This is a genomic window from Enterobacter soli ATCC BAA-2102 (assembly GCF_001654845.1).
Taxonomy (GTDB): Bacteria; Pseudomonadota; Gammaproteobacteria; order Enterobacterales; family Enterobacteriaceae; genus Enterobacter; species Enterobacter soli.
Window position 1 is genome coordinate 107933 of record NZ_LXES01000040.1, and the last position, 16192, is coordinate 124124.

General features: G+C 52.3%; 20 protein-coding genes. 9 read left to right on the forward strand and 11 right to left on the reverse strand.

Going from position 1 to position 16192, the window contains the following annotated elements; translation table 11 throughout:
• Positions 1-428: 428 nt before the first annotated feature.
• Positions 429-677, forward strand: a complete 249-nt coding sequence (locus M987_RS14410) for a GlsB/YeaQ/YmgE family stress response membrane protein (protein ID WP_014069834.1) — start codon at positions 429-431, stop codon at positions 675-677.
• Between the two features lie 54 nt (positions 678-731).
• On the opposite strand, the gene yoaJ is transcribed toward M987_RS14410, so the two are convergent.
• Genes yoaJ through M987_RS14415 form a run of 3 tightly spaced genes read right to left on the reverse strand, consistent with a single transcriptional unit; the run spans position 732 to position 1979 of the window.
• On the reverse strand, positions 732-806 hold the full coding sequence (yoaJ, locus tag M987_RS25280) for a protein YoaJ (protein ID WP_071881291.1): 75 nt from the start codon (positions 804-806) through the stop codon (positions 732-734).
• The gene (locus M987_RS24685; protein WP_014883431.1) at positions 807-905 is read right to left on the reverse strand and encodes a YoaK family small membrane protein; all 99 of its coding nucleotides are present in this window, start codon (positions 903-905) and stop codon (positions 807-809) included. It lies immediately after the preceding gene.
• Between the two features lie 45 nt (positions 906-950).
• Positions 951-1979: a sensor domain-containing diguanylate cyclase gene (locus M987_RS14415; RefSeq protein WP_041162215.1), complete on the reverse strand. Its 1029-nt coding sequence runs from the start codon at positions 1977-1979 to the stop codon at positions 951-953.
• Between the two features lie 316 nt (positions 1980-2295).
• Between M987_RS14415 and M987_RS24495 the strand changes: the two genes are divergently transcribed.
• Together M987_RS24495 and M987_RS14425 are read left to right on the forward strand one after the other, a co-directional pair.
• Positions 2296-2544: a putative hemolysin gene (locus M987_RS24495; RefSeq protein WP_014069836.1), complete on the forward strand. Its 249-nt coding sequence runs from the start codon at positions 2296-2298 to the stop codon at positions 2542-2544.
• 73 nt (positions 2545-2617) lie between these two features.
• A complete protein-coding gene (locus tag M987_RS14425; protein ID WP_014069837.1) occupies positions 2618-2923 on the forward strand; it encodes a hypothetical protein in 306 nt (101 codons plus the stop codon).
• On the opposite strand, the gene M987_RS14430 is transcribed toward M987_RS14425, so the two are convergent.
• Positions 2916-3269, reverse strand: coding sequence for a DUF488 domain-containing protein (locus M987_RS14430; RefSeq protein ID WP_014069838.1), 354 nt, complete (start codon positions 3267-3269; stop codon positions 2916-2918). The two genes, M987_RS14425 and M987_RS14430, sit on opposite strands and share 8 nt — an antisense overlap.
• Before the next feature lie 145 nt (positions 3270-3414).
• Between M987_RS14430 and M987_RS14435 the strand changes: the two genes are divergently transcribed.
• A complete protein-coding gene (locus tag M987_RS14435) occupies positions 3415-4122 on the forward strand; it encodes a CTP synthase C-terminal region-related (seleno)protein (protein ID WP_014069839.1) in 708 nt (235 codons plus the stop codon).
• Between the two features lie 31 nt (positions 4123-4153).
• Here the strand turns inward: M987_RS14435 and M987_RS14440 are convergent, their stop codons facing one another.
• A complete protein-coding gene (locus M987_RS14440) occupies positions 4154-5344 on the reverse strand; it encodes a CynX/NimT family MFS transporter (RefSeq protein ID WP_014069840.1) in 1191 nt (396 codons plus the stop codon).
• A 99-nt stretch (positions 5345-5443) separates the two neighbouring features.
• On the opposite strand from M987_RS14440, the gene M987_RS14445 reads away from it, so the two are divergent.
• Positions 5444-6235, forward strand: coding sequence for an AraC family transcriptional regulator (locus tag M987_RS14445; RefSeq protein WP_014069841.1), 792 nt, complete (start codon positions 5444-5446; stop codon positions 6233-6235).
• Here M987_RS14445 and M987_RS14450 read toward each other — a convergent pair.
• The gene (locus tag M987_RS14450) at positions 6219-6665 is read right to left on the reverse strand and encodes a DUF441 domain-containing protein (RefSeq protein WP_014069842.1); all 447 of its coding nucleotides are present in this window, start codon (positions 6663-6665) and stop codon (positions 6219-6221) included. The two genes, M987_RS14445 and M987_RS14450, sit on opposite strands and share 17 nt — an antisense overlap.
• Before the next feature lie 148 nt (positions 6666-6813).
• Here M987_RS14450 and yoaI point away from each other — a divergent pair, with 148 nt between their 5' ends.
• On the forward strand, positions 6814-6918 hold the full coding sequence (gene yoaI / locus M987_RS25060; RefSeq protein WP_088201837.1) for a small membrane protein YoaI: 105 nt from the start codon (positions 6814-6816) through the stop codon (positions 6916-6918).
• Positions 6919-6939: 21 nt separating this feature from the next.
• On the opposite strand, the gene M987_RS14455 is transcribed toward yoaI, so the two are convergent.
• Entirely contained in the window at positions 6940-7440 is a 501-nt protein-coding gene (locus M987_RS14455; RefSeq protein ID WP_014069844.1) for a YbaK/prolyl-tRNA synthetase associated domain-containing protein, read from the reverse strand.
• Positions 7441-7601: 161 nt separating this feature from the next.
• On the opposite strand from M987_RS14455, the gene M987_RS14460 reads away from it, so the two are divergent.
• Positions 7602-8498, forward strand: coding sequence for a diguanylate cyclase (locus M987_RS14460; protein WP_014069845.1), 897 nt, complete (start codon positions 7602-7604; stop codon positions 8496-8498).
• Between the two features lie 33 nt (positions 8499-8531).
• On the opposite strand, the gene M987_RS14465 is transcribed toward M987_RS14460, so the two are convergent.
• Both M987_RS14465 and yeaG read right to left on the reverse strand, forming a co-directional pair.
• Positions 8532-9815, reverse strand: coding sequence for a YeaH/YhbH family protein (locus M987_RS14465; protein WP_041162043.1), 1284 nt, complete (start codon positions 9813-9815; stop codon positions 8532-8534).
• 95 nt (positions 9816-9910) lie between these two features.
• A complete protein-coding gene (gene yeaG / locus M987_RS14470) occupies positions 9911-11845 on the reverse strand; it encodes a protein kinase YeaG (protein ID WP_014069847.1) in 1935 nt (644 codons plus the stop codon).
• A 432-nt stretch (positions 11846-12277) separates the two neighbouring features.
• Between yeaG and M987_RS14475 the strand changes: the two genes are divergently transcribed.
• Positions 12278-13024 (forward strand): MipA/OmpV family protein, encoded by a 747-nt coding sequence (locus tag M987_RS14475; protein WP_014069848.1) that lies wholly within the window; start codon positions 12278-12280, stop codon positions 13022-13024.
• Positions 13025-13113: 89 nt separating this feature from the next.
• The gene (locus M987_RS14480; protein WP_014069849.1) at positions 13114-13968 is read left to right on the forward strand and encodes an aldo/keto reductase; all 855 of its coding nucleotides are present in this window, start codon (positions 13114-13116) and stop codon (positions 13966-13968) included.
• A 51-nt stretch (positions 13969-14019) separates the two neighbouring features.
• Here M987_RS14480 and M987_RS14485 read toward each other — a convergent pair whose 3' ends face one another.
• Together M987_RS14485 and gapA are read right to left on the reverse strand one after the other, a co-directional pair.
• Positions 14020-14904: a D-hexose-6-phosphate mutarotase gene (locus tag M987_RS14485; protein ID WP_014069850.1), complete on the reverse strand. Its 885-nt coding sequence runs from the start codon at positions 14902-14904 to the stop codon at positions 14020-14022.
• 75 nt (positions 14905-14979) lie between these two features.
• Complete coding sequence (gapA, locus tag M987_RS14490) at positions 14980-15975, reverse strand: glyceraldehyde-3-phosphate dehydrogenase (RefSeq protein WP_010430074.1); 996 nt, start codon at positions 15973-15975, stop codon at positions 14980-14982.
• Positions 15976-16192 lie beyond the last annotated feature (217 nt).

Consider the following 16192-nt stretch of genomic DNA (forward strand, 5'->3'; position numbering starts at 1 on the left):
TCAAAGACATTCCTTTGTGCACAGGCCGCTAAGGATAGCGCCAAACTCCGCGGGAATAAACGGTAAATTGCATTGGTTTTGCGCAGGTCAGCCAGAGAAGGGGCGTGCTAAAAGCAAAAAAAAGCCCACTAAAAAGTGGGCAAGAAATACTGGAAGCAATGTGAGCAATGTCGTACTGAATACCTGAGTGTTTTGCTCAACTATTCAGTGTTGAGAAAGATAATCTTTCTCAACAAAAGATGCAACCCCGCGTTTATTGTGTGTTTCCAAAAGAGGTGTTCCCGCGTCTTGTGGCTGGCATGTAAAGAATGCTTTACCCAACAAAATGGCATTCGTGATGCTTATCACAAATTTCCTTTTATGCATCCTGTGCTATCCTTTCTGTGTCGTTGATTTAATGACAAAAAAACCATACAGAGAGGAAGACTATGGGAATCATATCCTGGATTATCTTTGGGCTGATTGCGGGGATTCTGGCGAAGTGGATTATGCCAGGCAAAGATGGCGGTGGTTTTATTGTAACCGTAGTACTGGGGATAGTGGGTGCGGTCGTTGGGGGCTGGATTAGCACCCTCTTCGGTTTTGGTAAAGTTGATGGTTTCAACTTTGGCAGCTTTGCCGTTGCGGTGATTGGCGCGCTGGTTGTTCTGTTTATCTACAGAAAAATCAAAAGCTAAACCTGACAAGCGTTAAAAAAGGCTGCCTGATGGCGGCCTTTTTACTGGGCAGCATTACCACCAGCCAAAGTGGGTTCCGGCAACGGCCACGATGGCAATGATCAACATAATGATGGTTGTTTTTCTCATTTACGCCCCCGGGGCGGCATAACCGCCGACGAAAAACCATGCTAAAAAAACCACTGCCGTTATAAAAATAACGACCGGAAAGAGTATTCCAATTCTCATACCATCACCTGTCTCGGTTTACATAACGCCGTAGAGTGTACGGGGTTAATCCAGAGTGAGAAAGCGTGTTTTGCTTTTTCCTTTTTTATCCTGATACATCTCAACGTCTGCGGCGCGTAATGCGCTGTCGGCATCCGTGCTGCTGGGGTCAACTTCCACCACGCCAAGACTGGCTCCAGGATAGACAATATGGACGTTTCCAAGCCAGTATTCCCCGGCTATCCGGGCGCTGATACGGGTTTTGAGCACGTTTATCTGCGTGTCGTCACTTTCGTTTTCACCTTTACTCAGGCTGGCAACCAGAAACTCATCTCCACCCAGTCGGCCGATGATTTCGTCCTGAGTCTGTTCCTGAGTCAGCCTTTTGCCCACCTCAACTAAAAATTGATCGCCCGTTTCATGCCCGTAATGGTCATTAATCAGTTTAAAGTTGTCCAGGTCGATAAAGGCGATAATGGCAGTGCGATTAAGGTGGCGCGCCAGTGAAAACAGGGTAGTGAGGTTTTCAAAAATAGCACGACGGTTAGGTAAGCCGGTGAGGGCGTCCGTATACGAGTGGGCGATCAGGGCCGCATTGGCTTCGCGCAACTGAGCGACCAGGGATTCTTTCTGGATGTACTGGGAAATCAATCCGGCAAACAGTCTCAACACCTGCTCGCCGCGCTCGCTGAGTTGTTTTTTCTCGGTACTGGTTGCACACAGTGTGCCGTAAAGCGAACCGTCAGCCAGATGGATGGGAATACTCATGTAAGTGGTGATACCGAGTGCTTTTGCGGCATCACAGTCTGCCCAGCGTTCAGCCACCTCGTTACTGAAAATCGTATCGCTATCAATCGCGCGCTTGCACAGCGTGTCACCCCAGGGAACGCTCAGCCCCTCTGGGATCTGCATCTGCTTGCTGTTACGGGCATACAAAATATGCTGCAATCGCGCGCTGATATCGACCTTCGTCAGATAGGTCGACTCCATTTCGGTCACAATCTCCAGCATCTCCAGTAACTGACGTACCAGACTTTCCAGGGATTGTTCCGTCGCGAGAGTTTCTGAAACACGGGCAAGGATAATATCCGACATGACGTAGGTAGACTCCCATGCAGAAGACGTCTGCATCTGCATGTTATGCTGAAATTTTCGGCTCCAGCGATAGTAAAACATGAATATACAAAATTTAATATATTTCTGGTTGAGGCGGGGGGCGGGAAAAAGGGCAAAAAAAAGCCCCGTTGTTGAGACCGGGGCAAAGACATCTTGATTACGGAATGATGTTCTCTGGTCATATCGAGAACCAGCACACTATAAAGTTGAAAAGTGCAGGTTTAATGGAGAAATCATGGAGAAAATAGCGCCAGTTGATTAGGCTAAGGTTTCGTAAATAAAAAAAGGATAAAGAATGAGATATCTGTTACTTGCGCTGATGCTGCCGCTTGCGGCCTGTTCAACAGCAACGCCACCAGACGCCCCAAAACCACCGCAGGTGGGGATGGCTAATCCTGCCTCGGTTTACTGCCTGCAAAAAGGGGGCGTTCAGGTTCCGGTGCAAAGCCCGCAAGGGGTACGCACGGAGTGCAAATTACCGGGCGGCGAAGTGATTGATGAATGGGATCTGTATCGTCGCGACCACCCGCAACCTGCCAGGTGACAGCAGTATAAGGACTGCGATACACTTCTCTTTAGGATTATTCTTACCTAACAATACTCACTGCGAGAGAAGTATGTTTCAGTTAAAACCGGGCAGCCTGGCCATGATTATTGGCGCGCGTACCACTGCTGGTCGTCGTAATATCGGTAAATCTGTTGAGCTGTTTGGTCTGTGCCAGCCGGGTTTACGTTTTGTGAACCCGGTAAACGGCGTAATGACCCAGCTGCCGGCGACAGCCGACCGTGCGCTTTGGCTGGTGACGGGGGATGTCTACGCCTTCGACAATCAGCATGGTTTTGCGTTTGTGCGCCCCGAACACCTGATGCCACTTCAGCCTGACGAAGCGCCGCAAACCCACAACGAGCTGGCGATCAGCTGATTTTTAGATGGCGCAGCCAGTCGGCTAACACCAGCGCGTGATTCTGCTGCGTATTCTTAGCGCCATACAGCAGCGTGACGGTCTGTTTTTTTGCCCGTTCGGCCAGGCGGAGCCCTTCATCCTGATGCTGCGCCAGCTCTTCCCGATACGCCTGACTGAAGGCGTCAAAATCAATCGCTTCACTGTGAAACGCTTTGCGCAGCTCGTTCGACGGCGTGAGCGTTTTACACCATTCATCGCAGGCGAGGTCTGTTTTTTTGATCCCGCGCGGCCATATTCTGTCTACCAGAACCCGATAACCGTCCTCTGAGCTCGCCTCGGCGTATACACGTTTGCATTGAATCATCGTCTCTCTCCATGATGTGTCGGCCTACATACTATAGCACTACGGTTTTTACCAACTAATTTTAAGGTATTGTGATTATTGCAAAAGATCGGTAGTCTGAGGTTCCTTATGTTATCTGATAATACTCTGGCATAAGGAACCTTTCATGGAACTCTCCCCGGTTAAAACCACGCTGCGTATTGCCCTGGTTGGCGATTACAATCCCGACGTGATTGCGCATCAGGCGATCCCGCTGGCAATTGATGACGCTGCCGCTGTACTTGAACTCACCGCCGATTATGACTGGCTTGCCACAACGGAATTAACCAGCCCGGAAGACCTGGTGGGTTACGATGCCATCTGGCTGGTTCCTGCAAGCCCGTATAAAAATGCCGAAGCCGCTTTTATTGCCGCGCGTTATGCACGTGAAAACAGCGTGCCATTCCTTGGGACATGCGGTGGGTTCCAGCACGCGCTGATTGAGTATGCCCGCAACGTGCTGGGCTGGGATGACGCCGGACATGCGGAAACCGATACCGAAGGGACGATGGTGATTGCACCATTAACCTGTTCGCTGGTGGAAAAAACCGACGCCATCGAACTGCGCAACAATACGCTTATCGCAAAAGCCTACGGCAAACCTGAGATTGAGGAAGGGTATCACTGCAACTACGGCGTCTCGCCAGAATTCGCCCAGGAACTTGAAAGTGGCGATATGCGCGTCACGGGCTGGGACGAGCAGGGCGAGATCCGCGCGGCAGAGCTGGTCACGCATCCGTTCTTTGTGATCACTCTGTTCCAGCACGAACGCGCGGCACTGGACGGCCGTCCTGTGGTGCTGGCGCAGGCCATGCTGCGCGCAGCGCGTGGGTAAAGAAAGGCAGACCTCCCGGTCTGCCCTGTGCTTAGCGGGGTGTGATTTCCCGATCGCGCCCGGCAAGCACGCCGCATCCGGCCATCACGATGGAGGCGAGTGCACAGGCCATCAACGGAATTCGCCAGTCGCCCGCCGAATCGTGAATTTTCCCCATCAGCGGTGGGCCGCACGCTGCCAGCAGATAACCAATCGACTGTGCCATCCCCGACAATGCCGCTGCCTGGTGCGCCGAGCTGGCGCGCAGGCCGATAAACGTCAGGCCGAGGATCATCGTGGCGCCTGAGCCAAAGCCAAACACCACTGTCCAGACGAGGGCGAGTCCGGGGGCAAACCAGAAACCTGCCGCGCTAACAGCGCACATCAACGCCACGCATCCTGCGATCCCTCGCTGATCTTTCAGACGATGAAGGATCAGCGGCACGGCCAGCCCTGGTACTGCGGTGGCAAGTTGTAACACGCCATGCATGGAGCCTGCCTGCGTTTCGCTGTAGCCGTGGCTTTGCAAAATGGCAGGTAGCCAGCCGATGATGACGTAATAAATCAGTGAGTTGATGCCAAGGAATAAGGTGACCTGCCAGGCGAGGGCAGAGCGCCAGATGGCGCGGTTATGCAGCGCCCCGGCACCGGTCACCGTGGCAACAGGAGTGCGTCGCCACTGCGGCAGCCAGAGCAGCAAGGCCACCAGCGGGAAGGCTATCAGCATGAGTAACGCCCCGTGCCATCCTGCCTCTCCCAGTGACAGCGGAACAATCAGCGCAGAACCAAGCGCTGCTGATGCGCCCATGGTCAGCGAGTAAGCGCCGGTTAACCTGGCGACCTGGCCTGGGAAATCACGTTTGATAAGCCCGGGCAGCAACACGTTTCCAAGCGCAATACCGCAGCCAATAATCGCGGTGCCGGTAAACAGCAGCGCAGCCGAAGGCAAAGAGCGAATGCCAATACCGGCACAAATCAGCAGCAGAGAGACAAAAAGGCTTCGCTCCATGCCAATACGCCGGGCAAGACCCGCAGCCAGCGGGGAGATTAACGCAAACGCCAGCAGCGGAAGCGTGGTGAGAAGGCCGGTTTGTGCGGTGCTCAGACCGTAATCATGGCGAATAGTGTCAAGTAAGGGGGCCGCGCCGGTAAAGGTCACGCGCAGCGTAGTGGCAATCATCAGGATGCCTGCGATCAGCAGTGCTCCCTGTTTCCCTGAAGGTCGAATATCAGCAGTCGTCATTATTTTCTCTAGCGTTGAGGCGAGGGCACACGATACCGATTTTTTTGCGTGTTGAAATCAAGCTAAAATGACAGTTTATCGCTAATATCGGACAACTTTATGATCGGCCTGGGACTTGATGGTTACGACCCCGACAGCCAGCATGATGCTGCGGTGGCGTTTCGAATTCGTGTTGTCGCAGAAGAGCAACACATACCGCAACACCAGCACCGCAAAGGGCAGTTGATACTGGCGTTAGGCGGCGCAATTACGTGTGAAGTTGAAAACGCCATGCTGATGGTGCCACCGCAGTATGCAGTGTGGATCCCGGGTCAGGTTCCCCACAGCAATAAAGCCACGCCAAGCGCCCAGCTCTGTTTTTTGTTTATCGAACCCGGTGCGGTCAGCCTGCCGGACCGCTGCTGTACGCTCAAAATATCGCCGCTGGTGCGGGAGCTTATCTTGTCGCTTGCTTCACGAACCCGGGAAGAACTTCAGTTACCGGCCACGTCACGGCTGGTTGACGTGCTGTTTGACGAACTGCTGCAACAGCCGCAGGAACACCTGCAACTGCCAGTATCACCGCATCCTAAAATCCGCTTTATGAGTGAACGAATGGCCGAGGAGCCCGCCGAGTGGCAGACTCTGGCGCAATGGGCGCACCACTTTGCGATGAGCGAACGCAACCTGGCGCGGCTGGTGGTAAAAGAAACCGGGCTGAGCTTTCGTCGCTGGCGGCATCAGTTGCAGCTCATTGTGGCGCTACAGCTGCTGATTAGCGGGCGATCCGTGCAGCAGGTGGCGCAGTCGCTTGGCTATGACTCCACCACCGCGTTTATCACGATGTTCAGAAAAGGGTTAGGGCAAACGCCTGCCCGCTATGTGGCGGGGCTTTCTAGGACTTCCCAATAAAGAGTGACACCAGGCCTGCGGCAATCAGCGGGCCAACCGGCACGCCGCGGAACAGAGCCACGCCCAGGACGGTTCCCACCAGAAGCCCGGCGACCAGCGATGGCTGGGAACTCATCAGCGTTACCCCGCGCCCGCCAAGCCAGGAGACAAAAATACCGACGGCAATGGCAACCAGCGATTTCCAGTTCACAAACGAATGCAGCAGCGTCGATGCCGGGAGCGTGCCGCTGGCAATCGGCGCCATCACTCCAATCGTCAGAATGATAATCCCGACCGTCAGGCCTTGTTTTTCAATCCAGGGGAAAAAGGTATTTAGCGGGGTGACGCGCACGATAATAAGCACCAGTATTGAGACGGCAACCGTGGTGTTATGGCTAATAAAGCCCAGTGCAGCGAGCCCCATAAGAATTAACAGGGTAGGGTCAAACATGTTTCATCCTTGCCAAAAAAAGTAAGCCTGCTTACTTTACGCGTAAAAATTCCGGCAAACAGCTTTTATAAAAAGATCTTATCGCTGTCATGTGACTGTCATTTGCGGAGGATAAAAAAGAACCAGTCACAGCAAAAGGGTATACATGATGAACGATCAAATGTTTGTCGAAACGCTGATTATCTCGTCTTCGTTTTTTACCATTGCAATCATTCTGGTGGCGTCCGTTATTTTTCTGGAAAAACATGGCTGACTGATTAGCCAGCCTCAGTCGTTATATTTTCCGAAAAGCAACCAGCTCAGGCCGGGCGATGCGCAGGTAATCCTGGGTATCCATAATCACGGATTTCTCCAGTAACCCCGCGTTAAAGGCGATCTCGTCAAAACGCTCGAACAGCAGCGGGTCGGCGACCAGCGTCAGATCCGGGTGGAAGCTAAAAGGCGGTATAGCGCCGAAGACGCAGGCTGTCAGGTTATCCACTTCCGCCGGGCTGGCCAGAGATGCTTTAAGCCCACCAAAATGGCTGGCAAGCTGGCTGAGGTCGGCCTGTTGATCGGCGGCAAGGATCGCCAGCACGTGCTTTTTAACGCCATTTCCCTTCACTTTACAGACCAGCGCTTTTGCGCCCTGCCCAAGATCGGTTCCGCGGATTTCGCTTACTGCTTCGCATTTTCCCACCGCGTCATGTTCCACCACGCGAAACTGCGCCTGTTGCTGAGTTAATAATGCGATAAGTTGCTGGTGGGTATCAGTACCTTTTACTTCATCCGACATCGCGTTTTACCTGTTTTATGCCAATCGCAGCGTTGTACATTAACACAGATTTTTTCGCCGGTGCGTACCTCAGAATTGGCGGTTATATACGCAGAGTGACAAAAGTTGAAATTCAGTTTGTTATTATCAAGCTCCGGTATTATCACAGGAGTGGTGAAGTAATGAACAGGAAATACAAGGAGATAGACGCAATTGTTCGGGGGCTGAATCGTGCGACCGATGCCCACTTCAAATGGCTGGTGAAGGTGCTACGTTTTGTGGCCAGCCGAGATGTTGAACTGCCAGAAATCACCTGCGGTGAGGCACATAATCACTGCGAATTCGGAGGCTGGCTGAATGAACAGCTCGCAGCGGAAGGCGTGGACAGAAATTACCTTCTCGATATTAATAAAAAACATATCGCGGTGCATCAGGCCTGCCGTCAGCTTATTACGGATCTGGAATGTGCGTCGCAGCGGCAGCGTCATTTCGATCTGTTTGAAACCGCGCTACTGGCATTCACTGATTCGCTGACGCGGTATAAAGTGCATTTACTGCAATTGCGAACCAGCTACGATGCGCTGACAGGGCTGCCCCTGCGCCGAATTCTGGACGAGTCTTTTGACAGCATGAATGCCCAGTACAGTGAAAATGGGTTATATCTCCTGCTGCTCGATGTCGATCATTTTAAAAAGATTAACGATACCTATGGCCACTTAGTGGGTGACATGGTGTTGCGAACGCTGGCGATTAATCTGGAAGACCATATTCGTCGCGATGAGTCCGTTTATCGCTATGGGGGCGAAGAGTTTATTATCCTGCTTCAGGCCGGGAGCGAGCGTGCAGCGACCGTCGCGGCAGAACGGCTTCGCCGGGCGATTGCCGCAGTGGAAACCATGTCGGGTGAACACCGTATTCGCATTACATTCTCGGCGGGGTTAACGCGAGTCCACCGGGATGAACCGCTACGGGAAGTGTTGGAGCGGGCGGATATGGCTCTGTATAAAGGCAAAAATAGCGGCCGAAACTGTACCATCTTGATTAACCAGCGGCTGGATTGTCTTAATGTAAGCGCATAAAGAAAACAGCCAGCGATGTCGCTGGCTGTTGGATTACGCGTTGCTGGTAGTGGATTGTTTGTGGAACAGCTCCCTGAACACTGGGTAGATATCATCCTGATCGCGGATGTGCTGCATGGCAAAGTTGTCGAACATCGACTGTAAGTGTTCATATTCACGCCACAGTGTCTGGTGGGCGCGCCGGGTAATTTCGATATAGCTGTAGTACCGCACCACGGGCAGAATTTTCTTCGCCAGAATTTCATGACACAGCGGTGAGTCATCTGCCCAGTTATCGCCATCGGACGCCTGCGCTGCATAGATGTTCCACTGCGCCGGGTCATAGCGTTCTTTCACGACTTCATCCATCAGTTTCAGGGCGCTTGATACGATAGTGCCCCCGGTTTCCTGCGAGTAGAAGAACTCGTGCTCGTCCACCTCTTTTGCCTGCGTATGGTGGCGAATATAAACCACTTCCACGTTCTTATAGGTTCTGCTCAGGAACAGATAGAGCAGGATATAAAAACGTTTGGCCATATCCTTCGTGGCCTGATCCATTGAGCCTGAAACGTCCATCAGACAGAACATCACCGCCTGGCTGGACGGCTCCGGGCGCTTCTCGTAGTTCTTGTAACGCAGGTCAAAGGTGTCGATAAACGGCACCCGGTCGATCTTCGCACGTAACTCGGCAATCTCTCTACGCAGGCGTTCCTCTTCAAGAAGTTGCGCGGGCTCGGTGTTCTCAACCACTTTCAGGCTGGTTTCCAGTTCGCGCAGTTCACGACGTTTCCCTGCCGTCATCGCCGTACGTCGCGCCAGTGAGTTCTGCAATGAACGCACGACGCTGATATTGGCAGGCACACCGTTGGCGGTGTAGCCCGCACGATGGGTTTTGTACTCGTTCAATTGACGATGCTGGTTCTTTTTTAGATTCGGCAGAGCCAAATCTTCAAAGAGCAGATCGAGATACTCATCTTTCGAAATCTGGAAAACAAATTCATCCTGACCTTCGCCGTCCTGGCTGGCCTGTCCCTGACCGCTTCCCGAACCACCGCCGCCACCTTGCGGGCGTTCGATTCTGTCATTCTGAACGAAGTGGTCATTACCTGGATGGACACGATGGCGCAGGCCGCCGCGTCCCTGATGGAACATCGGTTCGCTAATGTCATCCGTCGGGATCGAAACGGATTCACCGCTATCGACGTCAGTCACCGAACGCTTGTTGATGGCTTCGGAGATCGACTGTTTAATTTGCGCTTTATAACGGCGCAAGAACCGCTGGCGATTCACCGTGCTCTTGTTTTTGCCGTTAAGACGCCGGTCAATAAACCAGGTCATATACCCCCCGTACTGCATTTGCCAACTTGCAGTGTCCTGAAATGCCGGACATTTTTTGTAGGCCCGGTAAGCGCAGGCGCTACCGGGCACTTGTGTTAAGACGATTTGCGTACGCGCAGATACCATTCACACAGCAGGCGAACCTGTTTGCGGGTATAGCCTTTCTCCATCATACGGTCGACAAAGTCGTCGTGTTTTTTCTGCTCATCGGTTGAGGTTTTGGCGTTAAACGAAATGACCGGCAACAGCTCTTCGGTATTAGAGAACATTTTCTTCTCGATAACCGTGCGCAGTTTTTCATAGCTGGTCCAGTTCGGATTCCGCCCGCTGTTGTGCGCTCTTGCACGCAGCACGAAGTTGACTATCTCATTACGGAAATCTTTCGGATTGCTGATCCCCGCCGGCTTCTCAATTTTTTCCAGTTCTGCGTTCAGGGATTCACGGTCAAACAGCTGGCCGGTATCCGGGTCGCGATACTCCTGATCCTGGATCCAGAAGTCAGCATAGGTCACATAGCGGTCGAAAATGTTCTGACCGTATTCCGAGTAAGATTCCAGATAAGCTGTCTGGATCTCTTTGCCAATGAACTCGGCATATTTCGGGATCAGATAGCCTTTAAGGAACTCAAGGTAACGTTCGGCTTGCTCTTGCGGGAACTGTTCACGTTCAATCTGCTGCTCCAGCACATAGAACAGATGAACCGGGTTCGCAGCCACTTCCGCATGGTCGAAGTTAAACACGCGGGAGAGGATCTTAAACGCGAAACGCGTGGACAGACCATTCATCCCTTCGTCGACCCCGGCGTAGTCCCGGTATTCCTGGTAGGACTTCGCTTTTGGATCGGTGTCTTTCAGGCTTTCGCCATCATAGACACGCATTTTCGAGTAAATGCTGGAGTTTTCAGGTTCTTTCAGGCGCGAGAGGATAGAGAAGCGCGACAGCGTTTCCAGTGTCCCCGGGGCGCAAGGTGCATGAACCAGCTCACTGTGGTTGAGCAGTTTTTCGTAAATTTTGATCTCTTCAGAGATCCGCAGGCAATAAGGCACTTTGACGATGTACACACGGTCAAGAAACGCCTCATTGTTTTTGTTATTACGGAAAGTGACCCATTCGGATTCGTTCGAGTGAGCCAGGATAATCCCGTTGAACGGCAGGGCGGAAATACCTTCCGTCCCGTTGTAGTTCCCTTCCTGGGTGGCGGTCAGCAAGGGATGCAGCACTTTAATCGGTGCTTTAAACATCTCGACGAATTCCATAATCCCCTGGTTTGAACGGCACAGCGCGCCCGAGTAGCCGTAGGCATCCGGGTCGTTTTGCGCGTAGTTTTCCAGTTTACGGATATCGACTTTACCGACCAGAGCAGAGATGTCCTGGTTGTTCTCATCACCTGGTTCCGTTTTGGCGATGGCAATCTGCTCCAGAATAGAAGGCCACACCTTCACGACGCGGAATTTGGTGATATCGCCACCAAACTCGTGGAGACGTTTCGCTGCCCACGGCGACATGATGGTGCCGAGATAGCGGTGCGGGATGCCAAACTCTTTATCCAGAATCTGCGCATCTTCCTGCGGGTTGAACAGGCACAGCGGATGGTCGTTAACCGGGCTGCGTTCACCGTTGGCGCTCAGCACATAAATAGGCACGCGCTGCATCAGCGCTTTAAGACGTTCGGCCAGCGACGATTTACCGCCACCCACAGGGCCTAATAAATAGAGGATCTGTTTCTTCTCTTCCAGACCCTGAGCGGCATGTTTCAGATAGGAGACGATTTGTTCAATGGCATCTTCCATACCATAGAACTCTTCAAACGCCGGATATCGGGCGACCACCCGATTCGAAAAGAGACGGGAAAGCCGTGGCTCCAGGGCAGTATCAACCATGTTTGGCTCACCAATAGCCATCAATAGCCGTTCTGCCGCATTGGCATAGGCACTGCGATCTTGCCGACAGATGGTAAGAAACTCCTGCAGTGTGAACTCTTCGTCCTTGGCAGCTTCATAGCGCTGGCGATAGTGATCGAATATATTCATGGCATGCCGTCCTTTCGTTTTTTAGCACAGGATAAGAGCCGTTCGTATGAGTAGTGGAGGCTCCCGGAAGAGAATTTCTCGCACCGTAATGCCAGAGCAGCAACCTGTGTGCCAGGTCGGTCGCCAGGAATCACAAGGCACTCAGGAATTTCTCCTCTTAAATTAAAGCGTAGATGGCATTTGCAAAACTTGCATGTCGGCAAAATCTAATTTCAATGACATATCAATAACTCATCCAAAAATTTCCGCCTTTGTTATAAGGCATTTTTGCGCTTTTCATCCTGTCGTCACATAAATGAAAGCGGGCGGTCATCTGAAAAATGGAAAATACCGGGTTTATCAAACTCATTAGCAGGCAAAAAATTTTGGGTTGTAGGGGAAGGGCGGTTACACTGCACCCGCTGATTATTTGACTACAGGAAAGAATGGATTGTGACCAAACTCAAACTTCTGGCATTAGGCTTATTGGCCGCCACCTCAGTTAGCACCGCGCAGGCGGAGGATCAGTGGACTGTTGGCGCGGGCGTAGGCGTGATTAACAGCCCGTACAAACAGTATGACCGCGATATTTATCCGGTTCCGGTCGTGACCTATGAAGGCGATAACTTCTGGTTCCACGGCCTGGGCGGCGGCTACTATCTGTGGAACGATAACGCCGACAAACTCTCTATCATGGCGTACTACGATCCAATGCACTTCAAACCAGGCGATAGTGATAACAACCAGTTGCGCCGCCTCGACAAACGTAAAAGCTCCATGATGGCCGGGCTTTCTTACGTGCATAACACTCAGTATGGTTTCCTGCGTACCGCGCTGGCAGGCGACACGCTGGATAACAGCAACGGCTTTATCTGGGATCTGGCCTGGCTGTACCGCTACACCAATGGCGGACTGACCCTGACGCCAGGTATCGGTGTGCAGTACAGCAGTGAGAACTACAACGACTACTATTATGGCGTGTCCAAAAACGAATCTCGTCGTAGCGGCCTGAAAACCTATGGCGCTGATGACGGCTGGGATCCGTACCTGGAACTCACCGCAAGCTATAACTTCCTCGGTGACTGGAGTGTGTACGGCACTGGCCGCTATGTGCGTCTGAGCGATGAAGTGAAAGATAGCCCGATGGTCGACAAATCCTGGTCCGGTATCTTCTCAGTGGGTGTGACCTACAAATTCTGATTGTGCGTTTTCACAGTGCAATCTATGCATCAAAACGGGGCGCTTGCGCCCCGTTTGCTTTATGGTGGTGCAGATAACAGGAGAGTGAGATGAGCGCAAAAACGGTGACATTTTCCGGTGCACGACCCCTTCCGGCAATCGGGCAGGGCACCTGGTATATGGGCGAAAAAGCAAGCCTGCGTAAAACCGAAGCGGATGCACTGCGTGCGGGCATTGACCTGGGACTCACGCTGATTGATACCGCAGAGATGTATGCTGAAGGCGGTGCTGAAGAGGTTGTCGGTGAAGCAATTAAAGGCCTGCGCGATAACGTGTATCTGGTGTCGAAAGTCTACCCGTGGAATGCCGGCGGTCAGAAGGGAATGGCGGCATGTGAAGCCAGCCTGCGACGACTTGGCACCGACCACATTGACCTGTATCTGCTGCACTGGCGGGGTGGTTTTGGCCTGGAAGAGACGGTTGAACTGATGGAGAAGCTCCAGCAACAGGGGAAAATTGGCCGCTGGGGGGGGTCGAATTTGGATTACGACGACATGCAGGAATTATGGCGCGTAGAGGGCGGCGCGGCCTGTGCCACTAATCAGGTGCTGTATCACCTTGCTTCACGCGGAATTGAATACGATTTACTGCCCTGGTGCCAGCAACAGGCCATACCGGTGATGGCTTACTGCCCGTTAGCCCAGGCCGGACGCTTACGCAGCGGGTTAATGAATCATCCGGTGGTTAATGAGATTGCCCGCGACCATCACGCCACCGCCGCACAAATTCTGCTGGCATGGGTCATTAGTCATCAGGGCGTGATTGCGATACCGAAAGCGGCATCAGTGGAACATGTAAAAGAAAATGCGGGGGCGTTAGATATTACGCTTACCGCGCAGGAGCTGCTCAAACTGGAGCGTGCATTCCCGGCACCGGCTCATAAAACGCCATTAGATGTGGTTTAACGGTGTGGAGTTTCCTCTCCCCCCAATGGGGAGAGAGGCTGCTGAAGACGATTAGCCTTTAACAATGCTAATGGTCTGCGCCAGACGAGAAGGCTTCTCGGCACTGGCTTTTTGCAGAGGTGAAACGCAGGCGGTTTCGACACAGACAAAGGTTTTATAGCCGTCATCCGGCACGTCACCCATGCTCACAGAGAGCGCCGGGCCCGGGTTCCAGCCTACAACGTTGCTATTGTGGTGGTGGATAACCTCAATCCGGCGATTGAGGTTTGTATCGTGGATCACGCTGCACGCTTCCGGGTGCAGATAAACGCGGTCGGTACGATCCGGGAACGTCTGCACGCCATCGCTCAGTTTCCCTTCTTTCGCGTTGTCGACTTTATCGATGAAGGTATCGCCAAGGCCGCTGACTTTTACTGCACCGATATCACCTACGTTGAAATAGGTGTGCAGGGCAGAAGACGTTTCGAATTCCCCGTGGGCTTCCAGCTCAATTTCACAGGTTTTACCCAGTTTGAAACGCGCATACAGCGTGAAGTCGTGTGGCCAGAGTTTACGAGTCTCATCGTTGCTGTGCAGCTCAAAGGTCAACACCGCGCCGTTGTCATCTTCATTGTGCGCTTTCAGCGTCCACTGTTGATTGCGGGCAAAACCGTGCGCAGGCAGGCCTTGTTCTGCCGCTGGGCCAAACCACGGCCAGCAGATCGGTACGCCACCGCGGATCGCCGCGCCTTTTTTGAACGAGGTAATATCACTCAGCCACAGACCTTCTGCTTCACCTTCTGGTTTCCAGGAGAGCAGGTGAGCACCGTTGAGCGCAACTGAAGCTTTAACGCGTGGGTGATCAATAACGATAATATCGGCATCATCGATTTTGCGGTGGGAGAGCACAGGGGTAAGTTGTTCGACTACCGGAAGTGCAAAAATTTTATTAATCATTAAGCAATCCTCTGTCTTTAAAGCAATAAAAAAGGCGACCGAAGTCGCCTTTTTGGATCAGTTTCTCATCTCAACTTATTTGGAGATGTGAGCGATCAGGTCCAGTACTTTGTTAGAGTAGCCGGTTTCGTTGTCGTACCAGGATACCAGTTTAACGAAGTTGTCGTTCAGTGCGATACCAGCTTTAGCATCGAACACAGAGGTGCAAACTTCGCCGTTGAAATCGGTAGAAACAACGTCGTCTTCGGTGTAACCCAGAACGCCTTTCATTGCGCCTTCGGAAGCAGCTTTGATTGCTTTCTTAATTTCTTCATAAGAAGCAGCTTTTTCCAGACGAACGGTCAGGTCAACTACGGAAACGTTAGGAGTTGGAACGCGGAACGCCATACCAGTCAGTTTACCGTTCAGCTCTGGCAGTACAACGCCTACAGCTTTAGCAGCACCGGTAGAAGATGGGATGATGTTCTGAGCTGCGCCACGGCCGCCGCGCCAGTCTTTGTGAGACGGGCCATCAACGGTTTTCTGAGTAGCGGTAGTTGCGTGAACGGTGGTCATCAGGCCTTCAACGATACCGAAGTTGTCGTTGATAACTTTAGCCAGTGGAGCCAGGCAGTTGGTGGTGCAGGATGCGTTGGAAACGATGTCCTGGCCAGCATATTTTTCGAAGTTAGCACCACGTACGAACATTGGAGTGTTGTCTTTGGATGGACCAGTCAGAACAACTTTTTTCGCACCAGCGGTGATGTGTTTGCGCGCGGTTTCGTCGGTCAGGAAGATACCGGTAGCTTCAGCTACAACGTCAACACCGATTTCGTTCCATTTCAGGTTAGCTGGGTCTTTCTCAGCAGTAACGCGGATGGTTTTGCCGTTAACAACCAGGTGGCCGTCTTTCACTTCAACGGTGCCGTCGAAACGACCGTGAGTTGAGTCGTACTTCAGCATGTACGCCATGTATTCAGCGTCCAGGAGATCGTTGATACCAACGATTTCGATGTCAGAACGTTTCTGAGCAGCACGGAAAACAATACGGCCGATACGGCCAAAACCGTTGATACCTACTTTGATAGTCATATATTCCACCAGCTATTTGTTAGTGAATAAAAGGTTGCGTGTAAAATTACAAAAACCTTACGCAGCGTCAAGCGGAATCGTGTCAATCATTGCGACAAATCAATCCTGTGACTAACGTTTGTGCGACTGACTCGCCTCACTTTCCCTTTGAGCTAGCAACCACATGGGGGCTGCGCCCGGAATTTTAAAGGCCTGCCAGTATAAAAATGTGAAATTG